Source organism: Kitasatospora sp. NPDC023120 (assembly GCF_055560835.1).
This window is the reverse complement of the sequence record NZ_JBVHHY010000016.1, coordinates 98,360-113,296: the sequence shown is the minus strand read 5'-3', so window position 1 is coordinate 113,296 and position 14,937 is coordinate 98,360. Positions and strand designations below refer to the sequence as shown.

Here is a 14,937-nt window from a genome sequence, read left to right as displayed (position 1 = left end):
CCGCCGTGTCCGCCGCCACCGCACCGGTCCCGCACGCCCGATCCTCGGGCGCCGACTTCCGGCTGCTGCTGCCCGCCGTGTCGGCCTGGGTGGTCACCGCGGCGCTCCTGCACCCGGACGCGGGGTACGAGGCCCCTGTCTTCGCGGCAGCGGGCGTCGCCGCGCTCGCGGCCGTCCTGCTGCTCGTCCGGCCGGGCGTCCTGCGCCGGCGCGGGGCCGCGGTGACGCTGGCCGCCGTCCTGCTCACCGCAGCGGCGGCCGCGATCGCGACCCCGCTTCACACCGCCGACCTGCACCGCGGCCCACTGCCGGAACTCGCCCGCGCGGCCGAGCACACCGCGCCGCGGTCCCCGGGCGAGCCCGCCCCCGCGGTGGAGGTGGAGCTGACCGTCGCGGGAGACCCCGAGGTCCACACCTCCCGGGGCACCACCACCGGCGGGCAGACGCTCCTCACCGTGGACGCGGTGGCCGACCGAGTCGTGCTGCTTCCGGACCGCCGGACCACCCGGACCCGCACGCCCGTGACCGTCATGGTCCGAGGGTCGGACAGCGAGCCCTGGCAACGGCTGCTCCCGTCCGAGCGGCTCGCCGTGGAGGCCGAGGTCCAGCCGCCGGGGGAGGGACGCGACACCGAGTCCGCGGCGCTGCTGATCGCCCACGGCCCACCCCGGCGGCTGGCACCGCCGAGCCTGCCGCAGCGGATCGCTGGGCGGCTGCGCGAAGGCCTGCGCACGGCCACCGACGGGCTCCCGTCGGACGCGCGCGGGCTGCTCCCGGGCCTGGTCGTCGGCGACACCTCGCGTCTGCCCGACGACCTCGAAGACGCTTTCCGGGCCACCGACCTGGTCCACCTCGTGGCGGTCAGCGGGGCCAACCTGGCGATCGTCCTCGGCGCACTGCTGGGCGCGCCCGGCCAGGCCGGGACCCCGGAACGGCGCGGGCTGGCGGCGGCGCTCGGGCTGTCGCTGCGGACCGGCGCACTGCTCGGCACGGGGCTGACGCTGGCCTTCGTGACCGTCTGCCGTCCCGAGCCCAGTGTGCTGCGGGCGGCAGGGACGGGGCTGATCGGCATGCTGGCCCTGGCCACCGGCCGTCCGCGTCAGGCGGTGCCCGCGCTCGCCGGAGCCGTCCTGGTGCTGGTCCTGCTGGACCCGTTCCTGTCACGCTCGTTCGGCTTCCTGCTCTCGGTGCTCGCCACGGCCGGGCTGCTCGTCCTCGGGCCGCACTGGGCCGAGGCCCTGCGGGCCCGCCGCTGGCCGCACCACCTGGCGGGTGCCCTCGCGGCTGCGGCGGCCGCGCAGGCGCTGTGCGCGCCGGTCACGGTGGTGCTGTCCGGACACGTCAGCCTGGTGGGCATCCCGTGCAACCTGCTGGCCGAGCCGGCGGTGGCCCCGGCGACGCTGCTCGGCTTCGGGGCGCTCGTCCTGCAGCCGTTCCTCCCGGGCCTGGCACACCTGCTCGCGGTTCCGGCCGGGGTGACGGCCGGCTGGCTCGCCCTGGTCGCGCGACGCGGGGCCGAGCTGCCGGGCGGCCAACTCTCCTGGCCGGGAGGCTGGTTCGGGACGCTGACGGTCGCGCTGGCCGTCCTGGCGGTCTGCTGGGCGGCGCCGCTCCTGCTGCCCCGGCGCGCGGTGGCCGGCATCCGGGAGCCCGACCGGCCCCGACGCCGCGGGGTGCGGGTGCTGGTGACGGGTGCGCTGCTGGTGGTCCTGCTGGCCGTCCTGCTGCGCCCGCCGCAACTCACCCGGATCGCCACCGGCTGGCCACCACCGGGGTGGCGCCTGGCGATGTGCGATGTCGGCCAGGGAGACATGTTGGCCCTGGCGGCGGGTGCGTCGGACAGCGCGGTGGTGATCGATGCCGGGCCGGATCCGGACGCGGCGGACAGGTGCCTGCGGGACCTGGGCATCACGAGGGTGCCCCTGCTGCTGTTGACGCACTTCCACGCCGACCACGTGGAGGGTGTGCCGGGGGTGTTGCGGGGGCGCACGGTGGGTGCGGTCGAGGGCACGACCTTGGACGAGCCGCCGGGAGAGGCGGCCCGGGTCGCCGGGTGGGTTGCCGGGGCCGGTGTTCCGTTGCTGAGGGCGGGGCGCGGTGAACGGCGGTCGGTCGGGGCGGAGTTGGCCTGGGACGTGGTGTGGCCCGTGCCCGGGGCGGGCGTCGAGGCGCCCGGCGCGAACAACGCGAGTGTGGCATTGATGGTGTCGCTGACAGGAGGACTACGCATGGCACTGCTGGGAGATCTCGAACCGCAGGCCCAGTCGGCTCTGTCGGGCCGGCTGGGGAGGGTCGATGTGCTGAAGGTCGCGCACCACGGCTCGGCCCACCAGGACTGGGACTTGGCCGGCGTCCTGCAGCCGCGGCTGGCCCTCATCTCCTGCGGGGAGGGGAATGCGTACGGTCATCCGTCCCCGAAGACGGTCGACCGGCTGCGTGCGCTCGGGGCGACGGTCCTGCGGACGGACCGGGCGGGCGATATCGCGGTGACCGGCGATTCGCCGGCCACGCTCGGCGTGTCCGTCCACCCGCAGCCCGGGCGCGCGGCTCACAAGCCGCGCGCCCGTGGGGAGGCTGCTTCCTCGGCTCTGTCCCGTCCCGGGCAGAGCCCGGGCGCACCGCGGGCCCCGCCCGGGTGAGCGCCGCCCGCTCTCCTCCTCCCAACCATGAGGTGGGGCAGGGATGGGGGTTGGGGTTGGGGGAGGAGTGGGAGGGGCGGGGCGGGCCCGGGCAGAAACGTTTCGGCGCGCTCCGGGCATGCCCGGAGCGCGCCGAAGAGAACTGCCGAAGGCCAGGGGGGAGGGGGAAGGCGACTCTCAGGTGGGGGCGCCGGAAGAGCGGGTGAAGTCACGCCGGAAGAGCGGGTGAGCCGGAGGGAAGAGGGTTCCGGTGCGCTCCGGGTCGAGCCCGGAGCGCACCGGCAAGCTCAGGAGCAAAATTGGTCCAGGCCTCTCCCCGCCCCGCTGAAGCGCCGACGAGCTTGTGACGCATCCGGGGGCCGTAAGGAACGGCCGGCGACGCGCCCCCGGCGTCAGGCCTCCTCGCGCCAGCCTTCGTGGTCGGCGGCGAAGGCGTCGAGAGCATGCAGCAGGGCGGGGGTCCAGCCGGTGTCCGGGGGTTCGACCACGACGAGCCACTGGGCGTCCTCGGCATCGTCCTCGCCGGCGAGCGCGTCGCGCACGATCTCGAGCTCGCCGAGGTCGGGTTGGGTGGCGGCGAGCTCCTCGGCGGCTTCTTCGGCGGTGTCGCGGTCGGGCAGGACGAGCAGCTGCCGGGCGTGCGGGTCGTCGACGTCCGGGAGGTCGGTGGTGCGGTTCTCGGTCACCCGGCCATTCTCCAGGCCGCCCGGCCGGCCCGAGAGGGCGGGCGGGAGTGTCCGCGGCCCGTGGGATGCTGGTACGCGATGGCCAGGAAGAGTGCACCCGACGACCTGCTCGCCCCGCTGACCCTCGCGGTCGGCCAGGAGGAGCTGCTGCTGGACCGCGCGGTCGCCCAGGTGGTGGCGGCGGCGAAGGCGGCGGACCCGGACACCGACGTGCGGGACCTGCCGCCCGGCGGGCTGCAGCCCGGGAGCCTGGCCGAGCTGACCACGCCGTCGCTGTTCGCCGAGCGCAAGGTCATCGTCGTCCGGGCCGCGCAGGACCTCTCCGCCGACTCGGTGAAGGAGGTCAAGGCGTACATCGAGGCGCCGGCCGACGAAGTGATCATGGTGCTGGTGCACGCCGGTGGCGCCAAGGGCAAGGGCCTGCTGGACGCCGGGCGCAAGGCGGGCGGCCGCGAGGTGGCCTGCGCCAAGCTGGCCAAGGCGAGCGAGCGGCTGGCCTTCGTCAAGGGCGAGTTCCGCACGCTCGGCCGCTCGGCGACCCCGGAGGCCTGCCAGGCGCTGCTGGACGCGCTGGGCAGCGATCTGCGCGAGCTGGCGGCGGCCTGCCACCAGCTGACCTCGGACGTCGAGGGCACGATCGACGAGACGGTGGTGGCCCGCTACTACAGCGGACGGGCCGAGGCGACCGGCTTCGAGGTGGCCGATCTGGCCGTCACCGGCCGGGCCGCGGAGGCGCTGGAGCGGCTGCGCTGGGCGCTGGCGGTCGGCCAGCCGCCGACCGGCATCACGTACGCGCTGGCCTCCGGTGTGCGCAGCATCGGCCGGCTGGCGACCACCGGGCGGAACATGCGCCCGGCGGACCTGGCCCGCGAGTTGGGCATGCCGCCGTGGAAGGTCGACCGGGTCCGCCAGCAGATGCGCGGTTGGACGGGCGACGGGGTGGCCACCGCGCTGACCGCGATCGCCCAGGCCGATGCCGCCGTCAAGGGCGGCTCGGACGACCCGGCCTTCGCCCTGGAGCGTGCGGTGGTCGCCGTGGCCCGGGCCGCCCGGGCCGGCTCCCGTCCCGCCTACTGACGGCGCGGCAGGCCGACGCGGGCCGCACGGGCCGCACGGGCCGACGCGCGTCGCGCAGGCCGGCGCGGGCCGCCGCAGGGTCGTGGCGGTGGCCCGGAGGGCTACTTCCGCATGGCCCGGATGGCGTCCTGGCCGTCGGACTGCAGGGCGCTGCGCAGGTCCTCCTTGGACGGCGGCTTGGCCTTCCCCTCGGTGTAGCTGGCCGAGTAGTTGATGTAGTACGTCATCCCGCCGTCGCGGATGTCCAGCTCGGCGTAGACGCTGTGGTATTTGTCCGAGCCGTCGTCCTTGTACAGGAAGTACGCCTCCTCGCCGATCCCGGAGATGTCGGTGACCTGGTAGCCGCGGGCCCGGTAGAGCTCCTTGTTGGCCTGCAGCTCGGGCGCGGGGTTGACCGCCTTGTGCAGGTCGGCGCGCAGGTAGACCGAGGCGTACTCGCTGTCGCTGTTGCCGCCGGTCCGCTTGAGGCTCATCGAGCAGTTCATGCTGTCCAGGGCCGGGTGCCGGTCGGTGTGGTGGGTCGGCGCGGAGGTGTCCGAGACGGAGTACGTCTGGAGCAGCTTGGTGGGCTTCGCGGTGGTGCAGAAGTCGTCCGAGAGGTGGTAGCTGCCGAGGCTGCGCGGCGAGGAGTCGCTGCTGACCATGCCGGGGACGAGCATCACGGCGGCGGTCCAGCCGGCCGAGGCGAGGATGGCGCCGACGAAGGCCCAGATCGCGTTGCGGCGCAGGTTCCCGCCGGAGCCCGACGCACCGCCGCCGGGCACCGTCGGCAGCCCCGGCGCCGCAGGTATCCCCGGCGCCGCGGGCATCCCGGGTGAGGCGGGCAGTCCGGGCGGCGGCCCGAAGCCCGAGGCACCCGGTGCGGGCCGCGCCCCCGGTACGGGCTGCGCCCCCGCGCCGCCCGGCGTCTGCTGCTGCTGCGGGAATCCGTACCCCGGCCCGTTCGGGGCGGGTGGTGGCGGCGTGGTCATGAAGTCCCCCCTCGGCGTGGCGTCGGGGCGCTCCCCCGCGCCTCGATCGCACCTGACCGACGATAGCGGCCGGGCCATGAAACGCGACAGGCGCCGCAGTGGTCTCCGGGGAGGAGGCCGACTGCGACGCCTGCCGAACTGCTTCGTGCACCGCACCCGCGTGGCGAACGCAGGCCGCGTGCGGTGCGAGTCTCGCGCGCCTCAGGGTCCGGGTAGAGGGCCGGAGCGTCCTGAGACGGTGGGGGCCAGAGGCCCCCGGGGGCGTCAGGCCTGGACGGCCGTGTTGACGCGCTTGGTGATGGCCGACTTCTTGTTGGCGGCCTGGTTGGCGTGGATGACGCCCTTGCTCACGGCCTTGTCCAGCGCCTTGGAGGCGGCGCGGGCCAGCTCGACGGCCTTCTCGGTCTCGCCGGCGGCGGCGGCCTCACGGGCCTTGCGCAGAGCGGTCTTCAGCGAGGACTTGACGGCCTTGTTGCGCAGGCGCGCCTTCTCGTTGGTCTTGTTGCGCTTGATCTGGGACTTGATGTTCGCCACGAAGGAGCCTCAGTCTGTCTAAAGGTTCTGAACGGGACGCACCGGTCGGCCGTCGGTCCAGCTGAGAGGGCATGCCGAGGCCAGGTGCAGCTGCCCACGCTACCAGGGGCCCACCGCCCGTCCCAAACCGGTCGCCCCGGGGACAGCGCCGGGGTCGGTACCCGCGGAGCCTTGGCCCGCCACGCGCGGGGCCCGGGGCCGCTACGCGCGGAGCAGGGGCTCGCCGTAGTGCTCGACCTCCGGGAACGGGCGGTAGAAGTGGTGCAGCAGCGCGCGCCAGCGCCGGTACTCGGGGGAGGCGCGGAAGCCCTCGGTGTGGTCGGCGAGGGTGTCCCAGCCGACCTGGAGGAGGAAGCGCGAGCCGCGGCCCTCGTCGAGGCAGCGCCGCAGCTCCAGGGAGCGGAAGCCCCGTTGGACGCTGATCAGCGGGCGGGCCTCGGCGAAGGCGGCGAGGAACTCCTCCTCCCGGCCGGGCAGAACGTCGAGCAGGGCGCTTTCGAGGATCACGGGAGGCCATCCTGCCGCCTGCGGACGCGCGGAGGAAGGCCGGGGACCCCCGGGGCGGAGGGGTGGGCGAAGGGGAGGGGGAGGGGCCGGATGGTGCCCGAACGGCAGCTCGGCCCGCGCTCGTGGGAAGATGGGAGGAACTATTTCGATCGGACGAGACTGTCCGGTCCCCGGGAAACCGGTCAGCGATGACCCGGACACCCCCGGCCCCGGACCAACGGAGAATCGGACCAAGGTGCCCGCGACCCCCAGCAATGTGCCAGAGCCCAGCCGTACCGACCCGGCGCTGATCCGCAACTTCTGCATCATCGCCCACATCGACCACGGCAAGTCGACGCTCGCAGACCGGATGCTGCAGATCACCGGCGTCGTCGACCCCCGGCAGATGCGTGCCCAGTACCTCGACCGCATGGACATCGAGCGTGAGCGCGGCATCACCATCAAGTCGCAGGCGGTCCGCCTCCCGTGGGCGCCGAAGACCGGGCCGGATGCCGGGACGACGCACATCCTCAACATGATCGACACCCCCGGCCACGTGGACTTCACGTACGAGGTGTCCCGCTCCCTCGCCGCGTGCGAGGGCACCATCCTGGTGGTCGACGCGGCCCAGGGCATCGAGGCGCAGACCCTCGCCAACCTGTACCTGGCGCTGGAGAACGACCTCACGATCGTCCCGGTGCTCAACAAGATCGACCTGCCGGCCGCGCAGCCGGAGAAGTACGCCGAGGAGATCGCCCACATCATCGGCTGCGACCCGGGCGACGTGCTCAAGGTCAGCGCCAAGACCGGTCTGGGCGTCGAGGACCTGCTGGACCACATCGTCAACACCGTCCCGGCCCCGGTCGGCGTCAAGGACGCCCCGGCCCGCGCGATGATCTTCGACTCGGTGTACGACTCCTACCGCGGCGTGGTCACCTACGTCCGTGTCGTGGACGGCCAGCTGACCAAGCGCGAGCGCATCGCGATGATGTCGACCGGCGCCACCCACGAGCTGCTGGAGATCGGTGTCATCTCCCCTGAGCCGAAGGTCGCCGACGGCCTCGGCGTCGGCGAGGTGGGCTACATCATCACCGGTGTGAAGGACGTCCGGCAGTCCAAGGTCGGTGACACCATCACGTCGATGCACAAGGGTGCCACCGAGCCGCTCGGCGGCTACAAGGACCCGCGTCCGATGGTGTTCTCCGGCCTCTACCCGCTGGACGGCTCGGACTACCCGCTGCTGCGCGACGCCCTGGACAAGCTGCGGCTGAACGACGCCGCGCTGGTGTACGAGCCGGAGACCTCGGTCGCGCTCGGCTTCGGCTACCGCTGCGGCTTCCTCGGACTGCTGCACCTGGAGATCATCCGGGAGCGCCTGGAGCGCGAGTTCAACCTCGACCTGATCTCCACCGCCCCCAACGTGGTCTACCGGGTGATCATGGAGGACGGCACCGAGCACACCGTCACCAACCCGAGCGAGTTCCCCTCCGGCAAGATTGCCGAGGTGTACGAGCCGGTCGTGCGCGGCACCATCCTGGCGCCCAACGAGTTCGTCGGCGCGATCATGGAGCTCTGCCAGTCCCGTCGCGGCAGCCTGCAGGGCATGGACTACCTCTCCGAGGACCGGGTCGAGCTGCGCTACACCCTGCCGCTCGCGGAGATCGTCTTCGACTTCTTCGACCAGCTGAAGTCCAAGACCCGCGGCTACGCCTCGCTCGACTACGAGCCCATCGGCGAGCAGACCGCGGACCTGGTCAAGGTCGACATCCTGCTGCACGGCGACGCGGTGGACGCCTTCTCCGCGATCGTCCACAAGGACAAGGCCTACGGCTACGGCGTGATGATGGCGGGCAAGCTGCAGAAGCTCATCCCCCGCCAGCAGTTCGAGGTGCCGATCCAGGCCGCCATCGGCTCCCGGGTGATCGCCCGTGAGACGGTCCGCGCGATCCGCAAGGACGTCCTCGCCAAGTGCTACGGCGGTGACATCTCCCGTAAGCGGAAGCTGCTGGAGAAGCAGAAGGAAGGCAAGAAGCGGATGAAGATGGTCGGCCGCGTGGAGGTCCCGCAGGAGGCCTTCATCGCCGCGCTGTCCACCGACGCCGAGGCGCCGAAGGAAAAGAAGTGACCGAGGCGAGGAAGTAGCCTCCGGCCGAGGCGAGCGGAGCAGCCGAGGCGAGCCGAAGGGCCCGGGCACCAGCCCGGGCCCTTTCGCGTTCCCGCGGGGCTCCGGTGGCTACTTCAGCGCGCTGAGGACGGCGGAGACGATCCCGGCCTTGGCCAGCCGCCCCGCGGTGCCGGTGAACACGGTGGGCTTCATCGAGTCGTCCGGGTGGACCAGCTGCAGCAGCCCGTCCCGCCGGCCGAGGCTCACGCACTGGACGACGTACCGGAACGAGAACGGCTTCTCGGTGCGCCCGTCGAGCAGTTTGCCGACGTACTGGCCCTGCGGCAGCGCGGTGGCGCAGCCCATCCGCAGGGTGCCGACGCCGGGGACGGTGACGGCGGCGGCGTCGCCGACCACGTGGACGTCCGGGTGCGAGACCGACCGGAGGTGGTCGTCCACCAGGGCGCGGCCGCGCTCGTCCACGGTCAGTCCGGCCTCGGCGGCCAGCGGGTGCGGTTCCATCGAGGCGGCCCACACCATGAGGTCGGCCTCGACCGGGCCGGCGGTGGTGTGCAGCCCGTCCGGGGTGACCTCGGTGACGGTGGCGTCCTCGTGGACGGCGACGCCGAGCCGGTCGAGGACGCGCCGGACGTGGGCGCGGCCCTTGGGCGAGTAGATGCCGCCGACCCGGCCGGCGGCGACGATCCGCACCCGCCAGTCGGGGTGGGCCTCGGCGAGTTCGGTGGCGAGTTCGATGCCGGTGGCGCCGCCGCCGACGACGGCCAGGGTGCCGGGGCGGTCGGCCTCGCCGATCAGGCGCCGGACCTCGGCGGCGCGCTCGACGGGGTGGGCGTGCTCGACGGCGCCGGGGACGCCGTGCCAGGCGGTGCGGCTGCCGAGGGCGTAGACCAGGGTGTCGTACTCGAGGGTGGTGCCGTCGTCCAGCAGGACCTTGTGCCCGGTGAGGTCGAGTTCGACGGCGCGGGCCCGGCGGTGGTGGATCCTGCGGCCGCGGGCCAGTTCGCCGATGGCGGGCCAGTCGCGGCCGCGGCCGGCCGCCGCCTCGTGCTGGCGGATGCGGTGCAGGAGCCGCTCCTCGGGGGCGACCAGGGTGACGCTGTGGTGGCGTCCGGCGCCCTTGGCCGCGGTGAGGCCGGCGTACCCGGCGCCCAGGACGACGATCCGCTTACCGGTGGTGGTGCTGCTCATCTCGTCCGCCTCCGTTCGGTGCGCCCTGGTGGAGCGCTGTTCGGAAGGGGGACGAGGCGGCCGGTCGGGATGTGACCGTGACCCGCGTCACAGCCGGCGGGGTCGGGTCAGGGGGCGGTGACCGGGCTGATGCGGCCGAGCTTCTCGGGGTTGACCACGACGAAGGCCTCGGTGATCCGCCCGTCGGCCACGGTGAAGGCGAGTACGCCGCCGACGGCGCCGGTGGCGCGCTCGTACCAGATCAGCCCCGGTTCGCCGTTGACCACGGCGGGGCCGGTCGCCACGTCGGGGGTGAACCACTTGGCGACCAGGCCGGCGACCAGGCGGGCGACCTTGTCGGCGCCGCGGACGGGGCGGGCGGCGGCGCGGACGATGCCGCCGCCGTCGGCGTGCCAGACGACGTCCGGGTCGAGGATCTCCATCAGGGCGAGGATGTCGCCGCGGGTGCTGGCGGCGTTGAAGGCCTCGACGGCCTGGCGGTGCTCGGCCGGGTCGGCGCCGCCGCGGCGGCTGCCGTCCTTGACCCGGCGGCGGGCCCGGGAGGCGAGCTGGCGGGCGGCGTCGGGGGAGCGGTCCAGCGAGACGCCGATCTCCTCGAAGCCGACGGCGAAGACGTCGTGCAGCACGAAGGCGGCCCGCTCGGCGGGGGAGAGCTGCTCCAGGACGGCGAGCAGGGCGAGCGAGACGGACTCGCCGCGTTCGGCGAGTTCGGCGGGGGTGTCGGGGCCGTCCGCGTAGGAGACGGCGGGCTCGGGCAGCCACTCGCCGTAGTAGGCCTCGCGGCGGGCGCGGGCGGAGCCGAGCTGGTCGTAGCAGAGCCGGGTGACGACGGTGGTCAGGAAGGCGCGCGGGTCGGCGACGGCGGTGCGGTCGGCGGCCTGCCAGCGCAGCCAGGCGTCCTGCAGGACGTCCTCGGCGTCGGTGAAGGAGCCGAGCAGCCGGTAGGCGACCGATCCCAGGTAGCGGCGGTTCGCCTCGAAGGCGTCCGGGGCGGCCGGGAGCTGGTCGTCGATCACCCGCCCAAGGTAGCGCCCGCCGGCGCCCGTTGCGAAGACCAGGGCGCGGAGACCGGGGACGCGAAGGTCGGGGCGCGAAGACGAGGGCGCGAAGACGAGGGCGCGAGGATCGGGACGCGAAGGTCGGGACGCGAAGGTCGGGGCGCGGAGACCGGGGACGCGAAGGGCCGGGGCGGGTGGTCCCGCCCCGGCCCGCGGGGTGGCGCCGGGTGGCGCCGGGTGGTGCCGGGTCAGTCCACCTCGGCGACGGCCTCCGCGAACTGCGCCTGGTAGAGCCGCGCGTAGGCGCCGCCGGCGGCGATCAGCTCGTCGTGCGAGCCCTGCTCCACGATCGAGCCGTTCTCCATCACCAGGATCACGTCGGCGTCCCGGATGGTGGAGAGCCGGTGGGCGATCACGAAGCTGGTGCGGCCGGTGCGCAGCCGGGCCATGGCCCGCTGGATCAGCACCTCGGTGCGGGTGTCGACGGAGCTGGTGGCCTCGTCGAGGACCAGGATGGACGGCTGGGCGAGGAAGGCCCGGGCGATGGTGATGAGCTGCTTCTCGCCGGCGCTGACGCCGGTGCCCTCGTCGTCGATGACGGTGTCGTAGCCGTCGGGGAGGGTGCGTACGAAGCGGTCGACGTGGGCGGCCTTGGCGGCTTCGACGACCTGTTCGCGGGTGGCTCCCTGGGCGCCGTAGGCGATGTTGTCGGCGATGGTGCCGCCGAACAGCCAGGTGTCCTGGAGGACCATGCCGATGCCGGAGCGCAGGTCCTCGCGGGACATCGCGGAGATGTCGACCCCGTCGAGGGTGATCCGGCCGGAGCTGACCTCGTAGAACCGCATCAGCAGGTTGACGAGGGTGGTCTTGCCGGCGCCGGTGGGGCCGACGATGGCGACGGTGTGGCCGGGTTCGACCTTGAGGGAGAGGTCCTCGATGAGCGGCTTGTCGGGGTCGTAGCGGAAGGAGACGTCCTGGAAGGAGACCCGCCCGTGGACGGCGTCGGGCTTCTCGGGCATGGCCGGCTCGGCGCTCTGCTCGGGGGCGTCGAGCAGTTCGAAGACGCGCTCGGCGGAGGCGACGCCGGACTGCACCAGGTTGGCCATGCTGGCGACCTGGGTGAGCGGCTGGCTGAACTGTCGGGAGTACTGGATGAACGCCTGGACGTCGCCGATGGACAGCGCGCCGGCGGCCACCCGCAGGCCGCCGACGACGGCGACCAGCACGTACTGCAGGTTGCCGATCAGCATCATCGCGGGCTGGATGATCCCGGAGATGAACTGGGCCTTGTAACTGGCTTCGTACAGTGCCTCGTTGTGTTCGCGGAAGGTCGCGGCGGCCTCGCGTTGGCGGCCGAACACCTTGACCAGGGTGTGGCCGGTGTACATCTCCTCGATGTGGGCGTTGAGTTGGCCGGTGGACTTCCACTGCTGGACGAACTGGGGCTGGGCCCGCTTGCCGACCTTGGTGGCGACGACGACCGAGACCGGCACCGAGACCAGCGCGATCAGGGCGAGCAGCGGGGAGATCCAGAACATCATCGCGAGCACGCCGACCACGGTGAGCAGCGAGTTGACGACCTGTCCCATGGTCTGCTGCATGGACTGGCCGATGTTGTCGATGTCGTTGGTGACCCGGCTGAGCACTTCGCCGCGGGGCTGCTTGTCGAAGTAGCTGAGCGGCAGGCGGGCGAGCTTGGCCTCGACGTCCTGGCGCAGCCGGTAGCTCGCGCGCTGGATGGCGGTGGTGGCGAGTCGGCCCTGGAGGATGCCGAAGACGGCGGAGGCGACGTAGATGCCGAGGACCCAGAGCAGGACGGAGCCGATGGCGTCGAAGTCCATGCCCTGGCCGGGGGTGAAGTCGACGGCGGCGAGCAGGTCGGCGACGCCGCCGTCGCCGTGGGCGCGCAGCCCGTCGATGACCTGGGCCTTGGAGGTGCCGGGGTCGAAGCGGGCGCCGACGACGCCGGCGAAGATCAGGTCGGTGGCGTCGCCGAGGATCTTGGGGCCGATGACGGCGCAGCCGATGCCGAGCACGCCGAGGAGCAGGACGCCGACGAGGATCTTGCGTTCGGGGCGCAGCAGGCCGAGGACGCGTTTGCCGGAGCCCTTGAAGTCCATGGACTTCTCGGTGCCCTGGCCGCCCATGAAGCGGCCGGGTCCGGCGGGGCCGCGGCGGGCGGCGGCGGCCTGGGAGTCGCTGGGCAGGTCGGCGGGGGCCTTCTTCTGCAGGTCCTGTGCGGGGGGCTTTCCCGGGGTGGTCATGCCGCCTCCTGCTCGGTGAGCTGGGAGAGCACGATCTCCCGGTACGTCGGGTTGTCGGCCATCAGTTCGTGGTGGGTGCCGCTGCCGACGACGGCGCCTTCGTCGAGGACGATGATGCGGTCGGCGTCGCGGATGGTGGAGACGCGCTGGGCGACGATCAGGACGGTGGCGTCGGAGGTCTCGCGGGCGAGGGCTTTGCGCAGTCTGGCGTCGGTGGCGTAGTCGAGCGCGGAGAAGGAGTCGTCGAAGAGGTAGACGGAGGGTTTGCGGACGAGGGCGCGGGCGATGGCGAGGCGTTGGCGCTGGCCGCCGGAGACGTTGCTGCCGCCCTGGGCGATGGGGGCGTCGAGGCCTTCGGGGAGCTTCTCGACGAACTCCTTGGCCTGGGCGATCTCCAGGGCGTGCCAGAGTTCCTCGTCGGTGGCGTCGGGCCGCCCGTAGCGGAGGTTGCTGGCGACGGTGCCGGTGAACAGGTAGGGCTTCTGGGGGACGATGCCGACGCTGTCGGCGATCGCGTCGGCGGCGAGTTCGCGGACGTCGGTGCCGTCGAGCAGGACCTGTCCGGAGGTGGCGTCGAAGAGCCGGGGGACGAGGCCGAGCAGGGTGGACTTGCCGCTGCCGGTGGAGCCGATGATGGCGGTGGTCTGGCCGGGGCGGGCGGTGAGGTCGATGCCGCGCAGGACGGAGGCTTCGGCGCCGGGGTAGCGGAAGTCGACGTCGCGCAGTTCGAGGTTGCCGCGGCGGGGGGCCTCGGTGACGGGCGTGGCGGGCGGGACGACGCTGGAGTCGGTGCCGAGGACCTCCTGGACGCGCTCGGCGCAGACCTCGGCGCGGGGCACCATCATGAACATGAAGGTGGCCATCATGACGCTCATCAGGATCTGCATGAGGTAGGAGAGGAAGGCGGTGAGGGCGCCGATCTCCATGGCGCCGCTGTCGATGCGCTTGGCGCCGAACCAGAGCACGGCGACGCTGGAGACGTTCACGACGAGCATGACGGCGGGGAACATGACGGCCATCAGCCGGCCGACGTGGCGGGCGACGCTGGTGAGGTCCTCGTTGGCGGCGGCGAAGCGGGCCTGTTCCTGGTCGTCCTTGACGAAGGCGCGGATGACCCGGATGCCGGTGATCTGTTCGCGCAGGACCCGGTTCACGGTGTCGATCCGCTCCTGCATGCTGCGGAACTGGGGGCGCAGCGCGCGGACGAGGAGGACGACGACGACGGCGAGGGCGGGGATGACGGCGAGCAGCAGGCCGGACAGGGGGACGTCCTGGTTGAGCGCCATGATGATGCCGCCGACGCACATGATGGGTGCGGCGACCATGAGCGTGAAGCTCATCAGGGCGAGCATCTGGATCTGCTGGACGTCGTTGGTGGTGCGGGTGATCAGGGAGGGCGCGCCGAACTGGCCGACTTCGCGGGCGGAGAAGCTCTGGACCCGGTCGAAGACGGCGGCGCGGACGTCCCGGCCGAAGGCCATGGCGACGCGGGCGCCGATGAAGACGGCGCCGATCGAGCAGGCCGCCTGGAGGATGGTCACGCCGATCATCACCCCGCCGACGCGCAGGATGTAGCCGGTGTCGCCCTTGACGACGCCGTCGTCGATGATGTCGGCGTTGAGTGTCGGCAGGTAGAGCGCCGCGAGGGTGGACACCAGTTGGAGGACCACCAGCAGGGTGATCGGTCGGGAGTAGGGGCGCAGGTACGCCCGCAGCAGTCTGATCAGCACTAGCACACTCTTGTCGTCGCCGGTCGGGTTCGCATCCCGATTCTCGTTGTTCTGTAGCGTCGTACAGGTCATTCGGCGTGTGGGAACCGGGGATTTGCCGGGCCTTTGCCGAACGGTGGGCGGTTCGCCGGTCGGTCTCCGGGTGGGGCGGGTGTGTCGGGTGGGGCGCGGTCACCGGTGCCGCGGGGGCGTGCCAGGAGGTGCGACCCTCTTACGGAATGACCGGTTTCCCCCTAGGC

General features: G+C 72.8%; 11 protein-coding genes. 3 read left to right on the top strand and 8 right to left on the bottom strand.

The genetic code is table 11. The features are described from left to right. Positions 1–5: 5 nt before the first annotated feature. Positions 6–2,639: a ComEC/Rec2 family competence protein gene (locus ACZ3TI_RS23890; RefSeq protein ID WP_465729353.1), complete on the top strand. Its 2,634-nt coding sequence runs from the start codon at positions 6–8 to the stop codon at positions 2,637–2,639. 392 nt (positions 2,640–3,031) lie between these two features. Here ACZ3TI_RS23890 and ACZ3TI_RS23885 read toward each other — a convergent pair whose 3' ends face one another. Beyond that, on the bottom strand, positions 3,032–3,268 hold the full coding sequence (locus ACZ3TI_RS23885; RefSeq protein ID WP_465729497.1) for a hypothetical protein: 237 nt from the start codon (positions 3,266–3,268) through the stop codon (positions 3,032–3,034). A 135-nt stretch (positions 3,269–3,403) separates the two neighbouring features. Between ACZ3TI_RS23885 and holA the strand changes: the two genes are divergently transcribed. Next, positions 3,404–4,402 carry a DNA polymerase III subunit delta gene (gene holA, locus ACZ3TI_RS23880; protein ID WP_465729351.1) on the top strand — a complete coding sequence of 333 codons (999 nt, stop codon included), beginning with the start codon at positions 3,404–3,406 and terminating at the stop codon, positions 4,400–4,402. Positions 4,403–4,503: 101 nt separating this feature from the next. Here holA and ACZ3TI_RS23875 read toward each other — a convergent pair whose 3' ends face one another. From ACZ3TI_RS23875 to ACZ3TI_RS23865, 3 genes are all read right to left on the bottom strand, one after another. Beyond that, positions 4,504–5,373: a hypothetical protein gene (locus ACZ3TI_RS23875; RefSeq protein WP_465729349.1), complete on the bottom strand. Its 870-nt coding sequence runs from the start codon at positions 5,371–5,373 to the stop codon at positions 4,504–4,506. Between the two features lie 264 nt (positions 5,374–5,637). Further along, entirely contained in the window at positions 5,638–5,907 is a 270-nt protein-coding gene (rpsT, locus tag ACZ3TI_RS23870) for a 30S ribosomal protein S20 (protein WP_097237977.1), read from the bottom strand. A 201-nt stretch (positions 5,908–6,108) separates the two neighbouring features. Next, positions 6,109–6,414, bottom strand: coding sequence for an antibiotic biosynthesis monooxygenase family protein (locus ACZ3TI_RS23865; RefSeq protein ID WP_465729347.1), 306 nt, complete (start codon positions 6,412–6,414; stop codon positions 6,109–6,111). A gap of 235 nt (positions 6,415–6,649) precedes the next feature. Here ACZ3TI_RS23865 and lepA point away from each other — a divergent pair, with 235 nt between their 5' ends. Then, positions 6,650–8,518, top strand: a complete 1,869-nt coding sequence (lepA, locus tag ACZ3TI_RS23860; RefSeq protein ID WP_465729345.1) for a translation elongation factor 4 — start codon at positions 6,650–6,652, stop codon at positions 8,516–8,518. A 108-nt stretch (positions 8,519–8,626) separates the two neighbouring features. Here the strand turns inward: lepA and ACZ3TI_RS23855 are convergent, their stop codons facing one another. From ACZ3TI_RS23855 to ACZ3TI_RS23840, 4 genes are all read right to left on the bottom strand, one after another. Continuing rightward, the gene (locus ACZ3TI_RS23855) at positions 8,627–9,706 is read right to left on the bottom strand and encodes an NAD(P)/FAD-dependent oxidoreductase (protein WP_465729343.1); all 1,080 of its coding nucleotides are present in this window, start codon (positions 9,704–9,706) and stop codon (positions 8,627–8,629) included. 107 nt (positions 9,707–9,813) lie between these two features. Continuing rightward, complete coding sequence (sigJ, locus tag ACZ3TI_RS23850) at positions 9,814–10,722, bottom strand: RNA polymerase sigma factor SigJ (RefSeq protein WP_465729341.1); 909 nt, start codon at positions 10,720–10,722, stop codon at positions 9,814–9,816. A gap of 230 nt (positions 10,723–10,952) precedes the next feature. After that, positions 10,953–12,968 (bottom strand): ABC transporter ATP-binding protein, encoded by a 2,016-nt coding sequence (locus ACZ3TI_RS23845; RefSeq protein WP_465729339.1) that lies wholly within the window; start codon positions 12,966–12,968, stop codon positions 10,953–10,955. Next, on the bottom strand, positions 12,965–14,698 hold the full coding sequence (locus ACZ3TI_RS23840) for an ABC transporter ATP-binding protein (protein WP_465729336.1): 1,734 nt from the start codon (positions 14,696–14,698) through the stop codon (positions 12,965–12,967). The genes ACZ3TI_RS23845 and ACZ3TI_RS23840 overlap by 4 nt, the downstream gene beginning before the upstream one ends. Positions 14,699–14,937 lie beyond the last annotated feature (239 nt).

What these genes read in the sequence shown, in the direction of transcription:
- holA (WP_465729351.1), top strand. Translation starts at nt 3,404, where the DNA reads ATGGCCAGGAAGAGTGCACCCGACGACCTGCTCGCCCCGCTGACCCTC.
- ACZ3TI_RS23875 (WP_465729349.1), bottom strand. Translation starts at nt 5,373, where the DNA reads ATGACCACGCCGCCACCACCCGCCCCGAACGGGCCGGGGTACGGATTC.
- ACZ3TI_RS23855 (WP_465729343.1), bottom strand. Translation starts at nt 9,706, where the DNA reads ATGAGCAGCACCACCACCGGTAAGCGGATCGTCGTCCTGGGCGCCGGG.
- ACZ3TI_RS23845 (WP_465729339.1), bottom strand. Translation starts at nt 12,968, where the DNA reads ATGACCACCCCGGGAAAGCCCCCCGCACAGGACCTGCAGAAGAAGGCC.